Here is a 16,658-nt window from a genome sequence, read left to right as displayed (position 1 = left end):
CGGGCCGCCGGTCGCCTCACCGGGCGGTCGCTATTCCACGGCCTTCAACGCGTCGACGATGCCGTAGCCGAAGTGGCTGTTGACGCTCCGGGTGCCGGTGCAGGTGGCGTCGCCCGCCGGGCATCCGGGATTGTCCGCCTGCTCCTTGAGCAGCCACTGGATCTCCTGCGGGCTCGCCTTCGGGTGGGCGCTCTTCAGGAGCGCCGCCACGCCCGCGACATGCGGGGAGGCCATGGACGTCCCGGCGTAGAACGCCCAGTCGCCGCCGGGGATCGTGGAGAGGATGTTGCCGTTCTTGGCGGGCAGTTCGGGCACCTGCTTGGCGTCGCCGCCCGGTGCCGCGACGTCGATCTGCCCCAGGCCGTAGTTGGAGTAGCCGGACTTCAGGCCGTGCGATCCGGTCGCCGCGACGGTCACCGTCCCCGGCAGCTGGGTCGGCACGTCCCAGCAGGTCCTGGGGCTGACGGTGCGGGTGACGGGGGTGGAGTCGTTGGGGCTGCCGGTGTCGGTGAGCTTGTCGGCGGCGAGGTCGGCGTCGGCGTTGCCCGCGGCGGCGACGTTCACCACGCCCTTGTCCTGGGCGTACTTCGCCGCCCGGCCGACCGCGTCGACGATGGCCGCCTGGTCGGCGTCGTCCTTGCAGTTGAACATCCACGGGTCCACGAAATAGCTGTTGTTGGTGACCTGGACGCCGTGATCGGCGGCGAAGACGAAGGCGCAGACCACGCTCTCGGCGTAGAAGAAGCTGGTCTTCGGCTCGCTGACCTTGATGGCGGAGACCTTCACGCCCGGCGCGACGCCGGTCACCCCGATGCCGTTGCGGGCCGCCGCGATGGTGCCCGCCACATGCGTGCCGTGCGCGTCGCTCACCGGGTCGGAGGGCCGCCAGGCCCCGGGGGAGGTGTCGGGCACCCCGCCCACGCAGCTGGCGGACTGCCGGGCGGAGAAGTTCGGTTTCAGGTCCGGGTGGGTGTCGTCCACGCCGGTGTCGATGACCGCGACGGTCACCTTGCGGCTGCCGGGGTTCACCTTGGCCGCCCGGTCGGCCTTGATGGCGGGGATGTCCCACTGGAGCGGCTCCAGCGGCTCCTCGCCCTTCGCCTTCGCGGTCCGCTCCGCCGCCACGAGCTGGGCCCTGGTCAGCCGCTGTGGTTTGCCGTAGTCGGTGGTGCCGGTCTGCTTGAGGGGCGCGGTGCGGGTCGCGCCCGCCGACTGCACGCCCGCCACCGTCCGGATGGTGGCGGCGAACTTCGGGTTGGCCGAGTGGACGACGATCACGCCTATCCGCTCGTGGGCGGTGACCACCTTGCCGCCGGCCCGGCCTATCGCCTGCTCGACCTTGCCGACCGCGGCGTGGCCGGGGGTGGTGTTCACGACGTACGACAGCAGCGGGCCGTCGGCCGGCGGCGCGGCGCCGGCCGCGTCCGGGAGGAAGCCGAGCGACGCGGTCAGTGCCAGCCCGAGCGGTACGGCCAGGGCCCGCAGGCGTCTGCGGCGGGGATGTGCAAGGGGACGTGCCATGGGTACTCCACCTCATCCGTCGGACCGCCGGGGCGCGGGGCGCGCACCGGCGGTTGCACGACAGGTGAAGCTAGCGGCGATCACCGGCGCAGAGCAACGGAACGCGGAAAAAACCTCTCAGGGGCGGCAAATTGACGCCCGGTCAGGTGGTTTGACGGCCCGTCAGGTGTGTACGGGGGGTGGATGCGGCGCCGGCGTCCTCAGTCCCGGCGTCCCGCACTGTCACGGCGCCGCAGGGTGCCCATGCTCAGGGGCGGCAGCGGGACCCGCGGCCCGTACCAGCGCCGGGGCTCCCGCCCGGGGCGCGGCCGCGACGGGGTGGGGGCGATCGGCGCGGCCAGCCGGACGCTGCCGTACGGGCGCCGGCGCGGGGCGTACGGCGCCGGGTCCTGTCGGGGCGGCGGAGTCATGACCGACTCAACGAAGCGTCGCCCGGGCGGTGGCGGCCGGTGCACCCATTCCCCCGATTTCTTCGGGAATTCAACCATCCACCGTCTGTCGCATCGCGGCCGACCGTCCTACGATGCGTGATCCATGTCACTTATCGGGGCCTTATTTCCGGCTCCATCTCAGCTCGCCGAGCGTCAGGAGACTCCGTGATCACCGCACCCCACGCCGACCGGGGACCGCACGACCCGCCCGACTACCCCCAGGTGCAGGCGAGCCCGGAGTTCGCCGAACTCCGGCGCGCCCACCGGTCGTTCGCCTTCCCGCTCACCCTCGCCTTCGTCCTCTGGTACCTCGGCTACGTGCTGCTGTCGAGCTACGCCGGCGGCTTCATGGCCACCAAGGTCGCCGGCAATCTCAACATCGCCTTCGTCCTCGGCATCGCCCAGTTCGCCACCACCTTCCTGATCGCCTGGTGGTACTCCCGGTACGCCGCCACCCGCCTCGACCCCCGCGCCGAGGTCCTCAAGGCCCGCCTGGACGGTCCGGCACCCGCATCCGCACCGGCGACCGCCCCGCAGGCCGGTGCGGCCCGGACCGGACCCCCGCAGGCCGCCCCGGAGGACGGCCCCGAGCAGACCGGTGTCCAGGAGGCCGGCGCATGAACCTCACCTCCCACCTCGCCGCCGGCGCCGCCGGCGAGCACCGGACCCTGATCGTCACCCTCTTCGCGGTCTTCGTCGCCGCCACCCTCGGCCTCACCGTCTGGGCCGGCCGGCAGACCAAGGGCGCCGACGACTTCTACGCCGGCGGGCGGAAGTTCAGCGGCTTCCAGAACGGCCTGGCCATCTCCGGCGACTACATGTCCGCCGCGTCCTTCCTGGGCATCGCCGGTGCCATCGCCCTCTTCGGCTACGACGGCTTCCTCTACTCCATCGGCTTCCTCGTCGCCTGGCTCGTCGCGCTCCTCCTGGTCGCCGAACCGCTGCGCAACTCCGGCCGGTTCACCATGGGCGACGTCCTCGCCTACCGGATGCGCCAGCGCCCGGTCCGCACCGCCGCCGGCACCTCCACCATCGTCGTCTCGATCTTCTACCTGCTCGCGCAGATGGCCGGCGCCGGCGCCCTGGTGACGCTGCTGCTGGGCATCACCAGCGAGGCCGGCAAGATCCTCGTCGTCGTCCTCGTCGGCATCGTGATGATCCTGTACGTCACCATCGGCGGCATGAAGGGCACCACCTGGGTCCAGATGGTCAAGGCCGTGCTGCTGATCGCCGGCACCCTGCTGATCACCTTCCTGGTGGCGCTCAGGTTCCACTTCGACCTCTCCGCCCTGCTCGGCGCCGCCGCCGAGAACAGCGGCAAGGGCGCAGCCTTCCTGGAGCCCGGCCTCAAGTACGGCGCCACCGCCACCTCGAAGATCGACTTCATCTCGCTCGGCCTCGCCCTCGTCCTGGGCACCGCCGGCCTGCCGCACATCCTCATCCGCTTCTACACCGTGCCCACCGCCAAGGCCGCCCGGAAGTCGGTGAACTGGGCGATCGGCATCATCGGCGTCTTCTACCTGATGACCCTGGCCCTCGGCTTCGGCGCCGCGGCCCTCCTCAAGCCCGGGACCATCACCCACGACAACAAGGCCGGCAATACCGCGGCCCCGCTCCTCGCCCAGGAGATCGGCGGCGGCGCCGGCTCCACCGGCGGCGCCGTCCTGCTCGCCGTCATCTCCGCCGTCGCCTTCGCCACCATCCTCGCCGTGGTCGCCGGCCTCACCCTCGCCTCGTCCTCCTCCTTCGCCCACGACATCTACGTCAACGTGCTCCGCAAGGGACAGGCCACCGAGAAGGAAGAGGTCGGCGCGGCCCGCTGGGCCACCGTCGGCATCGGCGCGGTCGCCATCGTCCTCGGCGTCTTCGCCCGCAGCCTCAACGTCGCCGGACTGGTGGCCCTCGCCTTCGCCGTCGCCGCCTCCGCCAACCTCCCGACCCTCCTCTACAGCCTGTTCTGGAAGCGCTTCACCACCCAGGGCGCCCTGTGGTCCATCTACGGCGGCCTGCTCTCCTCCGTCCTCCTCGTCCTCTTCTCGCCCGTTGTCTCCGGCAAGGAGAGCTCGATGTTCCCCGGCGCCGACTTCGCGGTGTTCCCCCTGGAGAACCCGGGCCTGATCTCCATCCCCCTGGGCTTCCTCCTCGGCTGGGCCGGCTCCCTCCTGACCAAGGAGCAGCCGGACGCCGCCAAGTACGCCGAACTGGAGGTCCGCTCCCTCACCGGAAGCGGCGCCCACTGAGTCCTCCTCCCCGGCGCTGAGCCATCCCTACAGCCCACGGGCGGGGTGATGTCGTAGAGACCTACGACGTCACCCCGCCCACCTCGTGCTTCTCACGCCTCCTCGCTGTCGGACCCATCGCGTAGTCTCGAAGACGTACTGATCGACGGACCGGTCCGGACTCTCGGGGAGGGGGCCCAGTGCTCATCGACACCTACGGCCGCATCGCCACCGACCTGCGGGTCTCACTCACCGACCGGTGCAATCTGCGGTGCACCTACTGCATGCCCGAGGAGGGCCTGCAGTGGCTCGCCAAGCCCGATCTGCTGACCGACGACGAGATCGTCCGCCTGATCGGCATCGCCGTCCGCGACCTCGGTGTCGAGGAGGTCCGCTTCACCGGGGGCGAGCCGCTGCTCCGCCCCGGCCTGGTCGGCATCGTCGAGCGGGTCGCCGCCCTCGCCCCCCGCCCCCGGATGTCGCTGACCACCAACGGCATCGGCCTGGCCCGCACCGCCACCGCCCTGCGCACCGCCGGCCTGGACCGGGTCAACGTCTCCCTGGACACCCTCCGCCCCGACGTCTTCCAGGCCCTGACCCGCCGCAAGCGCCACGCCGACGTCCTCGACGGCCTTCAGGCCGCCCGCGCCGCCGGCCTCACCCCCGTCAAGGTCAACACCGTCCTGATGCCCGGCCTCAACGCCGACGAGGCCCCCGACCTCCTGGCCTGGGCCGTCGAGAACGACTACGAGCTGCGCTTCATCGAGCAGATGCCGCTGGACGCCCAGCACGGCTGGAAGCGCGAGGGAATGATCACCGCCGGCGACATCCTCGCCTCGCTGCGCAGCCGCTTCACCCTCACCCCCGAGGCCCGGGAGGAGCGCGGCTCGGCCCCCGCCGAGCGCTGGCTCGTCGACGGCGGCCCGCACCGCGTCGGCGTCATCGCCTCGGTGACCCGCCCCTTCTGCCGCGCCTGCGACCGCACCCGGCTCACCGCCGACGGCCAGATCCGCACCTGCCTCTTCGCCACCGAGGAGACCGACCTGCGCGCCGCCCTGCGCTCCGGCGCCCCCGACGCCGAGATAGCCCGCATCTGGAAGGTGGCCATGTGGGGCAAGAAGGCGGGATCCGGCCTCGACGACCCCGCCTTCCTCCAGCCGGACCGCCCGATGTCAGCCATCGGAGGCTGACCGCGCCTCCCACTCCTCCAGCGTCACCACGTCCTTGAGGAAACCGCGCACGCCCAGGAACTGCGACAGATGCTCCCGGTGCTCCTCGCACGCCAGCCAGGTCTTCCGCCGGTCCGGCGTGTGCAGCTTCGGGTTGTTCCAGGCCAGCACCCACACCGCGGCGGCGCGGCAGCCCTTGGCCGAGCAGATGACGGTACTCGCGGAATCGTTCGGGGAGTTCACTCCTCAACCCTACGACCCGGCCCGCGCCCGCTTCCGACGCCGTCTCCCCGAGAGGGCAGCTCCAGAGTGCGGACATGACGACGCCGGGCAGCCACGGGGGGAGCCGCCCGGCGTCGGTCCGTCGCTCCGACGGGGGATGCGGAGCGCGTACGCAGTATGTCACGGGTAACGGGGCGCGGTGCAGCGGAACCGCATGATTGATCTGAGCTTTTCTTGAGCTTTGCTGAGCCGATCGGGGGCGGCGGACCTCAGCCCCGCCCCTCGTGCGGCTGCGAGGACTCCTCCGCCCGCCGTTCCGGAACGGATTCCGCAGAGCCCGTCGTCAGCGCCCGCCGGGACGCGGTGACCAGAGTCGAGGGCAGCGAAGGGACGTTCTCCCGGCCGGCGTTGGCGATGACCACCGCGATGTACGGGAGCCCCATGCCGATGACGAGCGTTGCAATGGCAACCGGCCGCTCGACGTTCCAGAGCACCGCGGTGAGCACCACGGCCACCGTCCGCACCGCCATCGAGATCACATACCGCCGCTGGCGACCCCGCACATCCTCGGTCAGCCCCTGACGGGCCCCCGTGATCCGGAAGGTCTGTGCACCGGCGCTCTGCTTCCGCATCACGTTCCACCACCTGCTCGGTCCCGCCGGATTCTCCCCGTATTCCGGTCTGAATCCACGGTACGCCGCCCCTTCCCGCCCCACGAGACCGGGTCGCTTCGACGGCGTACGGACCGCTCCGCCGTATGCCGTAGCGGTCCGTCGGCCGATCGTGCGGCCGGCCCTCCCACGGCGGGCGGGCCGGGCCGAAGCCCCGCGCCCCGCCCGGCGGGAGAGCCGACGGCGTTACGCCGGGCCGGCCTGGCGGCCGGTGATCTGGGCCAGCTTGCGCCCGGCCTTGAGGTACGCGGTGCCCTCGTCGCCGGCGAGCTTCTCCGCCAGCACCTCGGCCAGCGGACGCACCGCGTCGGCCTCCGCCAGCACATGCGTCGACTGACCGGACGCGCCCTCGACCACCAGCCGCAGCGCGTTCTGCTTCGCCAGCCGCCGCGCCGCCGAGGCGCTCGGGGTGAACTCCAGCGCCGTCGTCAGCACCGCCGCCACCGTCAGCGCGCCGTGCTCAGCGGCGTCCACGACCGGCAGCGACTCCACGTCCGCGAACGACTTCTTGGAGAACTGCGCCACGAAGCCGGCCCGGGCCGCCATCGCCGCGTCCAGCCCGTAGAGCGCGGAGACGACCTCGCCGGCGAGGACCTTCTTGAGGTCCATCGGGTGCAGCGAACGGTCCGCGACCCGGCCCAGGGCCAGCGCGACCTCCTCGTCCGTCCACTCCGTCCACGCCTTGAGGTACGGCTCCATCAACCGGTCCGGCACCGACATGATCTTGCCGAAGACATCGTCGGCGGGCGCGCTCAGCCCGACGTAATTGCCCTTGGACTTCGACATCTTGGCGCCGGTGCCGTCGGTGCCCTCGATCAGCGGCATGGTCACCACCAACTGCGGCCGCTGTCCGCGCAGTTCCATCAGCTTGCGGCCCATCTGGAGGTTGAGCAGCTGGTCGGAGCCGCCCAGCTCCACGTCGCACGCCAGCGCCACCGAGTCCAGGCCCTGCGCGATTGGGTACAGCAGCTCGGTCATCGTCAGACCCGAGCCGGCCGCCAGCCGGTTGCGGAAGTCCTCGCGCTGCAGCAGCTGCGAGGCCGGCACCTGGGCGAGCAGCCCCAGCAGCTCCGGGAAGGTGTACGGCGCCAGCCACTCGCTGTTCTGCCGGAAGCTGACCTTCTCGAAGTCGAAGAAGGGGCGCACCTGCTCGCGGTAGGTGGCGAGGTTGTGCGCGATGTCGTCGTCGGTCAGCGGCGGACGCTCGGCCGTACGGCCCGAGGGGTCGCCGATCTTCGCGGTGAAGTCGCCGATGATGAGCGTGACGTCGTGGCCCAGGCGCTGGAAGCGGCTCAGGATGATCAGCGGCACCGCGTGCCCGAGGTGCACATCGGTCGCCGTCGGGTCGATGCCCAGCTTGACGTGCAGGCCCTGACCGGCCGCCCGGCGCTCCTCGATCCGCTCGGCGAGCTTCTCCACGCCCGGCAGCACCTCGACCGTCCGGGACGCGATCAGCTTGGCCTGCTCCTTGGCCGACAGGTCCGTCAGGTCGAGATAGCGCCGCTCACGGGTCTCCTTCAGCAGCTCCCGGACGGTGTCGTCCGAGGAGAGGTCGGCGGAGAGCAGTGCGCTGGCGCGGGCGACGGATTCGCCGAGGCGTGTCATGGCGTTCCTGATCGATCGTGGTTCCCAAGAGGGAGGACAGGGCGACAGTCTATTAGGCCGGGATCGGCCGCTCACCGCGATATCCGCCCGGCCGGACGAGCCCGGGGCGGTACGCGGACGCCGCGGCCGGTACCGGGACCGGCACCGGCCGCCCGCCCTCACACGCCCGGGCTGACCGAACTCATGTTGAAGTCCGGCACCCGCAGCGGCGGCATCGCCGTCCGCGGGAAGTAGTCGCCCCACTCCCGCGACAGCGTCCGCTCCGTGCGCCCCGCCGCCACCGCCCGGCCCAGCAGGTCCACCGGCGACTCGTTGAACCGGAAGTTGTTGACCGCGCCGGTCACCTCGCCGTGCTCCACCAGATAGACCCCGTCCCGGGTGAGCCCGGTCAGCAGCAGCGTCGCCGGATCGACCTCGCGGATGTACCACAGGCAGGTCAGCAGCAGCGTCGGACCGTCGTGGCCGGCGGCGGCCACCATCGCGTCGAGGGACTGCGAACCGCCGCCCTCCAGCAGGAGGTTGTCGACGGCCGGCGCCACCGGCAGACCGGTGAGCGCGGCACCGTGGCGGGTGGCCACCAGCCGGTCCAGCACCCCCTCGCGCACCCAGTCGGTGGCGGCCAGCGGCAGCCCGTTGTCGAAGACCGAGGCGTCCGCCCCGGAGGAGTGGGCCAGCACGAACGGGGCGCACTCCAGCCCGGGGGCCGCCGGATCGCTGCGCAGCGTCAGCGGCAGCGCGGCGAGCCGGTCGCCGATCCGGGTCCGGGCCGCGCCCTGCCCGCCCCCGGCCTTGGAGAACACCGTCCGGCCCTCGGCGGCGTCCCGGGCGGTGGCCGACCACTGCTGGTAGATCAGCAGGTCGGCGACGGCGCTCGGCGGCAGCAGCGTGTCGTAGCGGCCGGCGGGCAGCTCGACCCGGCGCTCGGCCCAGCCCAGCCGCCGGGCCAGCTCGGCGTCCAGCTCCCGCGGATCGGTGTCGGCGAAGTCCCGGGTGGCCCGCCCGGCCCAGGCCGAACGGGCGCCGTCCGGGGACTTGGCGTTCAGCTCCAGCGTCCCGGTGGGCTGGTCGTGCCGCAGCCGCAACCCCGTCGAGCTGCCCAGATACGACGAGACCACGGTGTGCTGGGCGAAGCCGTACAGCTCGCGGCCGCCCGCCCGGGCCTGCCGGAACGACTCCCCGAGGGCCGGCGCGAACGCGGCGAAGACGTCCGGGGAGGTCTCCGCGGGATCGTCGGTGAAGCCCGCCGCCGGCTCCCCGCCCGCGACCAGCGGCCGGGCGTCCTCGGCCGGCCCGGCGTCCCGGGCGGCCGCCTCCGCGGCCCGCACCAGCGGCTCCAGGTCCCGCGCGGTCACCGCCGACCGCGAGACCACCCCGGACGCGGTGCCCGCCGCGCCGTCCACGGTCGCCACGACCGTGACCGTCCGGCCGCGGCCGGTGCCGTTGGTGGTCAGGGCGTTGCCCGCCCAGCGCAGATTGACACCGGAGTGCTCCTCCGCGATGACCACACAGCCGTCGGCGCGGGACAGCTCCAGCGCCCGCTCGACGATCTCGTACGGCCGGTTGCTGCGCGTAGCGCGCGGACTCATCGCCCCGCCTCCTGCGTCGTGTTGAGCACGTTCACACCCTCGAAGACCGCCGACGGGCAGCCGTGGGAGACCGCCGCGATCTGGCCCGGCTGGGCCTTGCCGCAGTTGAAGGCGCCGCCCAGGACGTAGGTCTGCGGACCGCCCAGCGCGGTCAGCGACCCCCAGAAGTCGGTGGTGGTGGCCTGGTAGGCGACGTCCCGCAGCTGCTCGGCCAGCCGCCCGTTGCGGATCAGGAACGCCCGCTGCTGGGTGAACTGGAAGTTGTGGCGCTGCATGTCGATGGACCACGAGCGGTCGCCGACGAGGTAGATGCCGCGCTCCACCCCGGCGATCAGCTCCTCGGTGGACGGGCCGTCCGGCGCCGGCCGGAGCGAGACGTTCGCCATCCGCTGGACCGGCACATGGCCGGGGGAGTCCGCGTACGCGCAGCCGTTGGAGCGCGGGAACCCCTTCAACCTGGCCATCCTGCGGTCGAGTTGGTAGCCGGTGAGCACGCCGTCCCGGATCAGGTCCCAGGACTGGGCGGCCACCCCCTCGTCGTCGTAGCCGACCGTGGCGAGGCCGTGCTCGGCGGTCCGGTCGCCGGTCACCTGCATGAGCGGCGAGCCGTACACCAGCGAGCCCAGCTGGTCGAAGGTGGCGAACGAGGTGCCCGCGTACGCCGCCTCGTAGCCCAGCGCCCGGTCCAGCTCGGTGGCGTGGCCGACCGACTCGTGGATCGTCAACCAGAGGTTGGACGGGTCGACGACCAGGTCGTAGGCGCCCGGTTCGACGCTCGGGGCGCGCAGCTTCCCGGCGAGGTGCTCGGGGATCGCGGCCAGTTCGGCGTCCCAGTCGTGGCCGCCGGTCAGATACTCCCAGCCGCGGCCGACCGGCGGCGCGAGGGTCCGCATCGACTCGAAGTCGCCGGTGGCCGGGTCCACCGCGACCGCGGTCAGCTCCGGGTGCAGCCGGATCCGCTGCTGGGTGGTGCTGGTGCCCGCGGTGTCCGCGTAGAACTTGTTCTCCTGGGCGGCCAGCAGCTGCGCGTCGACGTGCGCCACGCCCGGGGCCGACAGCAGCCGGGCGCTCCACTCGGCCAGCAGCCCGGTCTTCTCGGCGTCCGGCACGTCGAACGGGTTCACCTCGTAGGACGAGACCCAGGTGCGGTCCGCGTGGACGGGCTCGTCGGCCAGCTCCACCTTCTCCCCGGTGCCGGCCGTCGCGGCCACCCGGGCGGAAAGCTTCGCCATCGCCACCGCCTGCCCGGCCACCCGCGCGGCGGCGTCCATGGTCAGGTCCACGCCGGAGGCGAAGCCCCAGGCGCCGTTGTGCACCACGCGCACCGCGTAGCCGAGGTCGGTGGTGTCGGAGGTGGCGGAGGTACGGGCGTCCCGCAGCCGCCACAGCGCGCTGCGCACCCGCTCCAGGCGGAAGTCGGCGTGTTCCGCGCCCAGCGCGCGGGCCCGTGCCAGTGCGGCGTCGGCCAGCGCGCGCAGCGGCAGCGCGCGGAAGGTCTCGTCAAGGTCGTGGGGTGCGGCTGGCACAACATCCTCCCGTGGTCGGCGGGTGCATCATGCCGTGCCGCGGTGCCTCCTGGCGCGCTTCTGTGGAGACCCGACAGTGAACCAGGGCACGCCCCTGTCCGGGCTCGATTCCCCGGATGGGCGCCCCGACCGATAGTTTCGTACCGAACGCAAGACGGACGGGAAACGGAAAGGGTGATCTCTTGAGCCGCTCGGTTCTGGTCACCGGAGGCAATCGTGGCATCGGCCTGGCCATTGCCCGCGCCTTCGCCGAGGCAGGCGACAAGGTCGCCATCACCTACCGCTCGGGCGAGCCCCCGGCGGGATTTTTGGCCGTGAAGTGCGACATCACGGACGGCGAGCAGGTCGAGCAGGCGTACAAGGAGATCGAGGACAAGCACGGTCCGGTCGAGGTGCTGGTGGCCAACGCCGGCATCACCCGCGACCAGCTGCTGATGCGGATGTCCGAGGAGGACTTCAGCGCCGTCCTCGACACCAACCTCACCGGCACCTTCCGCGTGGTCAAGCGCGCCAACCGCGCGATGCTGCGGGCCCGCAAGGGCCGGGTCGTGCTGATCTCGTCCGTGGTCGGTCTGATGGGCGGAGCGGGGCAGGCGAACTACGCCGCCTCCAAGGCCGCGCTGGTCGGCTTCGCCCGCTCGCTCGCCCGTGAGCTGGGCAGCCGCAACATCACCGTCAACGTCGTCGCCCCCGGCTTCGTCGACACCGACATGACCCGGGTGCTCAGCGACGAGCAGCGGGAGAACATCGTGAAGCAGGTGCCGCTGGCGCGTTACGCCCAGCCCGAGGAGGTCGCCGCCTCGGTCCGCTTCCTGGCCTCCGACGAGGCCGCGTACATCACCGGAGCCGTCATTCCCGTCGACGGCGGATTGGGCATGGGGCACTGATCAGTATGAGTGGAATCCTCGCAGGCAAGCGCATTCTGGTCACCGGAGTGCTGACCGAGTCGTCGATCGCGTTCCAGGCGGCCAAGGTCGCCCAGAACGAGGGCGCCGAGGTCGTCCTCACCGGCTTCGGCCGGCTCTCCCTCGTCGAGCGGATCGCCAAGCGGCTGCCCAAGCCCGCCCCGGTCATCGAGCTGGACGTGACCAACCAGGAGCACCTGGACGGCCTGGCGGGCAAGATCCGCGAGCACCAGGGCGACGACGCCCGGCTCGACGGCATCGTGCACTCCATCGCGTTCGGCCCGCAGGGCGCCTTCAACTTCCTGGAGGCCGACTGGGAGGACGTCTCGACGGCCGTCCAGGTTTCGGCGTACTCCTACAAGTCGCTGGCGATGGCATGCCTGCCGCTGATGGAGAACGGCGCCTCGATCGTCGGCCTCACCTTCGACGCGCAGATCGCCTGGCCCAAGTACGACTGGATGGGCGTGGCCAAGGCGGCGCTGGAGAGCACCAACCGCTACCTGGCGCGCGACCTGGGCCCGAAGGGCATCCGCTGCAACCTGGTCTCGGCCGGCCCGATCAAGTCGATGGCCGCCAAGTCCATCCCCGGCTTCGAGGAGCTGGCGGACGTGTGGAACCACCGCGCCCCGATCGGCTGGGACCTGACCGACCCGGAGCCGGCCGGCCGCGGTGTCGTCGGCCTGCTGTCGGACTTCTTCCCGCGCACCACCGGCGAGATCGTCCACGTCGACGGCGGCGTGCACATGATGGGCGCCTGAGAACTGAAACGAGAGGTGCGGGGCGCCCGTGAAGGTGGGCGTCCGACACCCCGTAGCGCGCACCGCGCCACTGCCCGTCCCGGGAGACCGGGGCGGGCGGTTGTGCGTTCGGGGGTGCCTGTTTCTGGATGGTTGCGGTGTTTCCGGAAGTTTGCCGGAGGGGCGTCCCTGTCCGGTGGAGGGCGCCCGCCCCCGCGGGGCGACGGCCAGAAGTGCCTGTCGCGGGAAGGCCGTTCGCCGCGGGAATGCCCGCCCGCTGTGGGAATACCCGCCCGCCCCGCCCTGTTGAGGGCCCCGAGGGGCGCTCACGACCCTTACGGGGTCTGTTCGACCGCCCCTAGGTCCCCGGTCCCCGCCCCCGGCCGGCAGCCGTAGGGGTGCGCGCCGGCCTCGGCGGCGGCCCGTTCGCCGTCGCCGGTGCGGATCGCCTCGACCAGGCGGGAGTGGTCCATGTGGGCCTCGGGGCGCAGGACGGAGCCGACGTCGGCCCGCAGGAAGTCGCGCAGTACGCCGCCCAGATCGGCGTAGATCGCGGCCAGTACGTCGTTGTGGGCGGCCGCCACCACCGCCATGTGCAGGGTCGCGTCGGCCTCCACGAACGCCTCGGCGGCGCCGGACTCCCAGGCCCGCTCCCGGCGCTCCAGCAGGGCGTCGAGCTGGCGGAGGTCCTGCTCGGTGCGGCGGTGGGCGGCGAGCCGGGCGGCCTCGGCCTCCAGGGCGGAGCGGAGTTCGGCGACGTGCCCGGGGTCGGCGTCGGCGAACCGGCGGTTCATCACCCCGGCCAGCTCGCTGGTCGCCACCACGTACGTGCCCGAGCCCTGCCGGATGTCGAGCAGGCCGTTGTGCGCCAGCGCCCGGACGGCCTCGCGGACGGTGTTACGGGCCACCCCGAGCTGCTCGACGAGCTCCGGTTCGGTCGGGATACGGGACCCCACCGGCCAGTCGCCGGACGTGATCTGGGCGCGCAGCTGCGCGATCACCTGGTCGGCCAGCGCGGACCGGCGGGGCGAGGTCAGGGGCATGGCTGGGCTCCGGGGTGCTGGGCCCGGTGGGCCGGGCGGGCGGCGGGGTGGTTGCGGGCGGCTCGATGTCCGTGGCGCCGTGGGGGCGAGCCGAGGCTACCGATAACGGCTGGACAACCATTCATCCCATGATTCTATGATGGCGCGTATGGCAGATGAAGACCTCGCGACCCTCGGCCCGGCCGCCGAGCCCCTGACCCCCGCCCGGCCGGACGGCGCCCGTGAGCGCGTCCCGGAGCCCGGGCCCGCCGCCCGCTGGCTGCCGCGGATCGTGATCGCCGGTCTCGTCCTCGCCGCGCTCAATCTCCGCCCGGCGATCACCAGTCTCGGCGCACTGCTCAAGGAGGTCCGCGACGGTCTCGGCATGAGCGGCACCGTCGCCGGCCTGCTGACGTCCGTACCGGCCCTGTGCTTCGCCGTCTTCGGCTTCGCCGCGCCCCGGCTGGCCCGGCGCTGGGGCCCCGGCGCGATCGTCTGCGCCGGTATGGCCGCGATCGCGGTGGGCGTCGCGGTGCGCCCGTTCGCCGGCGGTACGCCCGGCTTCCTGGCCGGCAGCGCGCTGGCGCTGGCCGGTATCGCGGTCAGCAATGTGCTGCTGCCGGTGGTCATCAAGACCTGGTTCCCCACCAAGGTCGGCCCGATGACCGGCCTCTACTCCATGGCGCTGGCCCTGGGCACCTCGCTCGCCGCGGCGCTCACCGTTCCCATGACGGGTGCGCTGGGCGGCAGTTGGCGTACGGGGCTGGCCGTGTGGGCGCTGCTCGCCGTGGTCGCGGTGGTGGCGTGGCTGGTGGTGCTGCGGCGGCGGTCCGCGTCCGAGGCGGCGGCGTCGGGCGGGCAGCCCGCTTCCGGTGCACCGCCCATACGGATCGCCGCCTCGCCGACCGCCTGGGCGCTGGCCGTCTTCTTCGGCCTCCAGGCGACCGCCGCCTACATCACCATGGGCTGGATGCCGCAGATCTTCCGCGACGCGGGCGTCTCCGCGGGCACCGCGGGGGTGCTGCTGGCCCTCACCATGGCGGTGGGTGTCCCGCTCTCCTTCGTCCTGCCGCGCCTGGCGTCCCGGATGCGGCACCAGGGCCCGCTGGCCGTGGCCCTGGGCCTCTGCGGGCTGGCCGGCTATACGGGGCTGTGGCTGGCGCCGGCCGCCGGTGCCTGGGCGTGGGCGCTCCTGATGGGCATCTCCAACTGCGCCTTCCCGCTGGCCCTGACGATGATCGGGATGCGCTCCGCCAGCCCGGCCGGGGTGGTCAAGCTCTCCGCCTTCGCGCAGAGCGTCGGCTATCTCATCTCCATCCCCGGGCCGTTGCTGGTCGGCACGCTCTATCAGCACAGCGGTGGCTGGGGCCAGCCGATCGCGTTGATGGTCGGGCTAATGGTGCCGCAGATCGCGGTGGGCGTGCTGGCGGGGCGGAACCGCCGCATCGAGGACGAGCGGTGACGGTGCCGGCCGCGGGCTGAGCGTTGCGGCCGGGCCACCTCGGGGCGGGCTTCGGGGTGCCTCGGAGCGCGCCTCGTGGTCTTGGAGCGCGCCTCGTGGTGTCTTGGCGACGCGGGCCGACGGCGCTCCGGGCCCGCGCCCCGGAGACCGGCTGCGGTGCGCGCGCCACCGGCTCGCCGGGGCGCGCTTCCGCAAGCCCCGCCCGCACTCCGCCGCATCTCGACGTGTGCCGCCCACCCCGTGGCGTGCCCCGTCGCGTGCCCTGGCCGGAGTCGCGCCGACGACGGGTGCGACACTGGGCGCATGCCAGTGCTCGAACCGAATCCGCAGGGCAGCCAGAAGAAGTTGCTGCTCGTCCTGGCCCTGATGCTCGGGGTGACCGTCGTCGTCGGGATCATCGCGAGCATCGCCGCGCCATGACCCGGTGGCGGCCGCGCCCCGTGGGGCGGCCGCCGCGGGCCCCGGGGTGGGGTTGACCCCCGATCCCTTAGGGGGCGGGTATCAGGGATGCATGGGTGGCTTCCCGGATAGGAACGGCCGCCGGAGATCCGTAGCGTCGGAGTCACACCGCGGAACCGCCGTGGGTGCGCCGCCGCCGGCGGTCGCGTCATCCTGCGACCTCTCCTGGAGCCCGCCATGTCCGTCGCGTTCAGCCGCCCGTCCGCAGCGAGGGCACCGTGCCTGCAGAAGGCGCTGCCGTGGTGGGGGCTGGCACTGCCGGTGCTCTCCTTCATAGCCCTGCTGGTGCTGGTGGCCGGTCCCGGCGAGGCGAGCGCGGCCGGTGCGGCGCGGGCCACGCAGAGCCTCGCGCCGCTGCTGGAATTGCTCGCCCGGGTGCTCCGGCTCGCGGGGTGAGCCGGGCCCGCGCGCGGGCGCCTTCCAGCGGTGGGCGGGGACCATCACCCGGCCGGGCGGAGCGCTCCAACACCCCGCGCCGGGCGGCGGGTTTCATGCGAAGCTGGGACGCATGAGCGTCGATACACCCCGCCGGATTGTCCTGCTCCGACATGCCAAGGCCGAATGGTCCGACGACAGCGACCATGAGCGTCCGCTCGCCGATCGCGGCCGGAAGGACGCCCCGGTCGCCGGCCGCTGGCTGGCCGGAGCCGGTGTCGCCCCCGAACTGACCCTCTGCTCGACGGCCGCCCGCACCCGCGAGACCTGGAAGCTGGTCGTCTCCGAGCTTCCGCAGCGCCCGAAGACCGTCTACGACGAGCGGCTCTACGAAGCCTCCCTCGGCGAGCTCATCGCGATCCTGAACGAGACCTCCGAGGACGTGAACGACCTTCTGGTCGTCGGGCACAACCCCGGGGTGCACGCCCTCGCCGACGCCCTGGCGGGCGAGGCCGAGGGGGATCTGCTGGCGCGGATGAACCGCAGCGGCTTCCCGACGTCGGCCATGGCCGTGCTGACCTTCAACGGCAGCTGGAAGTCGGTCGAGCACGGCATCGGCCGCCTGGTGGGCTTCTGGTCGCCGCACGCCTGAGAGGACTCCGGCGCCCGGCGGGACGGCGCCCCCTCGGGAGGGTGCGCCCGCTCCGGCCGTGCACCGGCCGTCCGCGGCGCCCCTCCCGGACGGTGC

17 protein-coding genes are annotated in these 16,658 nt (G+C 72.6%); 9 read left to right on the top strand and 8 right to left on the bottom strand.

All coding sequences use genetic code 11. The annotated features are described in order from the left end of the window. Positions 1 to 30 precede the first annotated feature (30 nt). The gene (locus B073_RS0127100; RefSeq protein WP_018541228.1) at positions 31 to 1,521 is read right to left on the bottom strand and encodes a S8 family serine peptidase; all 1,491 of its coding nucleotides are present in this window, start codon (positions 1,519 to 1,521) and stop codon (positions 31 to 33) included. A gap of 200 nt (positions 1,522 to 1,721) precedes the next feature. Next, complete coding sequence (locus B073_RS0127095; protein WP_018541227.1) at positions 1,722 to 1,931, bottom strand: hypothetical protein; 210 nt, start codon at positions 1,929 to 1,931, stop codon at positions 1,722 to 1,724. A gap of 186 nt (positions 1,932 to 2,117) precedes the next feature. On the opposite strand from B073_RS0127095, the gene B073_RS0127090 reads away from it, so the two are divergent. The 3 genes from B073_RS0127090 (at position 2,118) to moaA (ending at position 5,361) form a co-directional block, all read left to right on the top strand. Continuing rightward, positions 2,118 to 2,573 (top strand): DUF485 domain-containing protein, encoded by a 456-nt coding sequence (locus B073_RS0127090; RefSeq protein ID WP_018541226.1) that lies wholly within the window; start codon positions 2,118 to 2,120, stop codon positions 2,571 to 2,573. Next, on the top strand, positions 2,570 to 4,192 hold the full coding sequence (locus B073_RS0127085) for a cation acetate symporter (RefSeq protein WP_018541225.1): 1,623 nt from the start codon (positions 2,570 to 2,572) through the stop codon (positions 4,190 to 4,192). Before B073_RS0127090 ends, B073_RS0127085 begins: the two co-directional genes overlap by 4 nt. A gap of 179 nt (positions 4,193 to 4,371) precedes the next feature. Continuing rightward, positions 4,372 to 5,361, top strand: a complete 990-nt coding sequence (gene moaA / locus B073_RS0127080) for a GTP 3',8-cyclase MoaA (protein WP_018541224.1) — start codon at positions 4,372 to 4,374, stop codon at positions 5,359 to 5,361. Here the strand turns inward: moaA and B073_RS0127075 are convergent. The 5 genes from B073_RS0127075 to B073_RS0127055 all read right to left on the bottom strand — a co-directional run bounded on the left by B073_RS0127075 (position 5,344) and on the right by B073_RS0127055 (position 10,950). Next, positions 5,344 to 5,583 carry a hypothetical protein gene (locus tag B073_RS0127075; RefSeq protein WP_018541223.1) on the bottom strand — a complete coding sequence of 80 codons (240 nt, stop codon included), beginning with the start codon at positions 5,581 to 5,583 and terminating at the stop codon, positions 5,344 to 5,346. The genes moaA and B073_RS0127075 overlap by 18 nt on opposite strands. 248 nt (positions 5,584 to 5,831) lie before the next feature. Further along, entirely contained in the window at positions 5,832 to 6,194 is a 363-nt protein-coding gene (locus B073_RS0127070; protein WP_018541222.1) for a DUF3099 domain-containing protein, read from the bottom strand. 225 nt (positions 6,195 to 6,419) lie between these two features. Further along, on the bottom strand, positions 6,420 to 7,838 hold the full coding sequence (gene tyrS / locus B073_RS0127065; protein ID WP_018541221.1) for a tyrosine--tRNA ligase: 1,419 nt from the start codon (positions 7,836 to 7,838) through the stop codon (positions 6,420 to 6,422). A gap of 158 nt (positions 7,839 to 7,996) precedes the next feature. Further along, a complete protein-coding gene (locus tag B073_RS0127060; RefSeq protein WP_018541220.1) occupies positions 7,997 to 9,424 on the bottom strand; it encodes a metallopeptidase TldD-related protein in 1,428 nt (475 codons plus the stop codon). Continuing rightward, complete coding sequence (locus B073_RS0127055; protein ID WP_018541219.1) at positions 9,421 to 10,950, bottom strand: TldD/PmbA family protein; 1,530 nt, start codon at positions 10,948 to 10,950, stop codon at positions 9,421 to 9,423. The genes B073_RS0127060 and B073_RS0127055 overlap by 4 nt, the downstream gene beginning before the upstream one ends. A 182-nt stretch (positions 10,951 to 11,132) precedes the next feature. On the opposite strand from B073_RS0127055, the gene fabG reads away from it, so the two are divergent. Next, a complete protein-coding gene (gene fabG / locus B073_RS0127050) occupies positions 11,133 to 11,837 on the top strand; it encodes a 3-oxoacyl-[acyl-carrier-protein] reductase (protein WP_018541218.1) in 705 nt (234 codons plus the stop codon). 5 nt (positions 11,838 to 11,842) lie between these two features. Next, positions 11,843 to 12,613: an enoyl-ACP reductase FabI gene (gene fabI / locus B073_RS0127045; RefSeq protein ID WP_018541217.1), complete on the top strand. Its 771-nt coding sequence runs from the start codon at positions 11,843 to 11,845 to the stop codon at positions 12,611 to 12,613. Positions 12,614 to 12,927: 314 nt separating this feature from the next. Here the strand turns inward: fabI and B073_RS0127040 are convergent, their stop codons facing one another. After that, the gene (locus B073_RS0127040) at positions 12,928 to 13,635 is read right to left on the bottom strand and encodes a FadR/GntR family transcriptional regulator (RefSeq protein WP_018541216.1); all 708 of its coding nucleotides are present in this window, start codon (positions 13,633 to 13,635) and stop codon (positions 12,928 to 12,930) included. A gap of 148 nt (positions 13,636 to 13,783) precedes the next feature. On the opposite strand from B073_RS0127040, the gene B073_RS0127035 reads away from it, so the two are divergent. The 4 genes from B073_RS0127035 to B073_RS0127020 all read left to right on the top strand — a co-directional run bounded on the left by B073_RS0127035 (position 13,784) and on the right by B073_RS0127020 (position 16,562). Further along, a complete protein-coding gene (locus B073_RS0127035; RefSeq protein ID WP_026247768.1) occupies positions 13,784 to 15,076 on the top strand; it encodes a CynX/NimT family MFS transporter in 1,293 nt (430 codons plus the stop codon). Positions 15,077 to 15,379: 303 nt separating this feature from the next. Further along, positions 15,380 to 15,496, top strand: a complete 117-nt coding sequence (locus tag B073_RS48840; RefSeq protein ID WP_018541214.1) for an SGM_5486 family transporter-associated protein — start codon at positions 15,380 to 15,382, stop codon at positions 15,494 to 15,496. Between the two features lie 216 nt (positions 15,497 to 15,712). Then, positions 15,713 to 15,931 (top strand): hypothetical protein, encoded by a 219-nt coding sequence (locus B073_RS0127025; RefSeq protein WP_018541213.1) that lies wholly within the window; start codon positions 15,713 to 15,715, stop codon positions 15,929 to 15,931. Between the two features lie 112 nt (positions 15,932 to 16,043). Then, the gene (locus B073_RS0127020; RefSeq protein ID WP_018541212.1) at positions 16,044 to 16,562 is read left to right on the top strand and encodes a SixA phosphatase family protein; all 519 of its coding nucleotides are present in this window, start codon (positions 16,044 to 16,046) and stop codon (positions 16,560 to 16,562) included. Positions 16,563 to 16,658: the final 96 nt, after the last annotated feature.

It is taken from the genome of Streptomyces sp. MspMP-M5, assembly GCF_000373585.1.
Taxonomy (GTDB): Bacteria; Actinomycetota; Actinomycetes; order Streptomycetales; family Streptomycetaceae; genus Streptomyces.
This window is presented reverse-complemented; position numbering and strand designations above follow the sequence as displayed.

Excerpts from the sequence above, each read along its gene's own strand:
- B073_RS0127100 (WP_018541228.1), bottom strand. The coding sequence starts at position 1,521 with ATGGCACGTCCCCTTGCACATCCCCGCCGCAGACGCCTGCGGGCCCTG.
- B073_RS0127095 (WP_018541227.1), bottom strand. The coding sequence starts at position 1,931 with ATGACTCCGCCGCCCCGACAGGACCCGGCGCCGTACGCCCCGCGCCGG.
- B073_RS0127085 (WP_018541225.1), top strand. The coding sequence starts at position 2,570 with ATGAACCTCACCTCCCACCTCGCCGCCGGCGCCGCCGGCGAGCACCGG.
- B073_RS0127070 (WP_018541222.1), bottom strand. The coding sequence starts at position 6,194 with ATGCGGAAGCAGAGCGCCGGTGCACAGACCTTCCGGATCACGGGGGCC.
- tyrS (WP_018541221.1), bottom strand. The coding sequence starts at position 7,838 with ATGACACGCCTCGGCGAATCCGTCGCCCGCGCCAGCGCACTGCTCTCC.
- B073_RS0127060 (WP_018541220.1), bottom strand. The coding sequence starts at position 9,424 with ATGAGTCCGCGCGCTACGCGCAGCAACCGGCCGTACGAGATCGTCGAG.
- fabI (WP_018541217.1), top strand. The coding sequence starts at position 11,843 with ATGAGTGGAATCCTCGCAGGCAAGCGCATTCTGGTCACCGGAGTGCTG.
- B073_RS0127040 (WP_018541216.1), bottom strand. The coding sequence starts at position 13,635 with ATGCCCCTGACCTCGCCCCGCCGGTCCGCGCTGGCCGACCAGGTGATC.
- B073_RS0127035 (WP_026247768.1), top strand. The coding sequence starts at position 13,784 with ATGGCAGATGAAGACCTCGCGACCCTCGGCCCGGCCGCCGAGCCCCTG.
- B073_RS48840 (WP_018541214.1), top strand. The coding sequence starts at position 15,380 with ATGCCAGTGCTCGAACCGAATCCGCAGGGCAGCCAGAAGAAGTTGCTG.
- B073_RS0127025 (WP_018541213.1), top strand. The coding sequence starts at position 15,713 with ATGTCCGTCGCGTTCAGCCGCCCGTCCGCAGCGAGGGCACCGTGCCTG.
- B073_RS0127020 (WP_018541212.1), top strand. The coding sequence starts at position 16,044 with ATGAGCGTCGATACACCCCGCCGGATTGTCCTGCTCCGACATGCCAAG.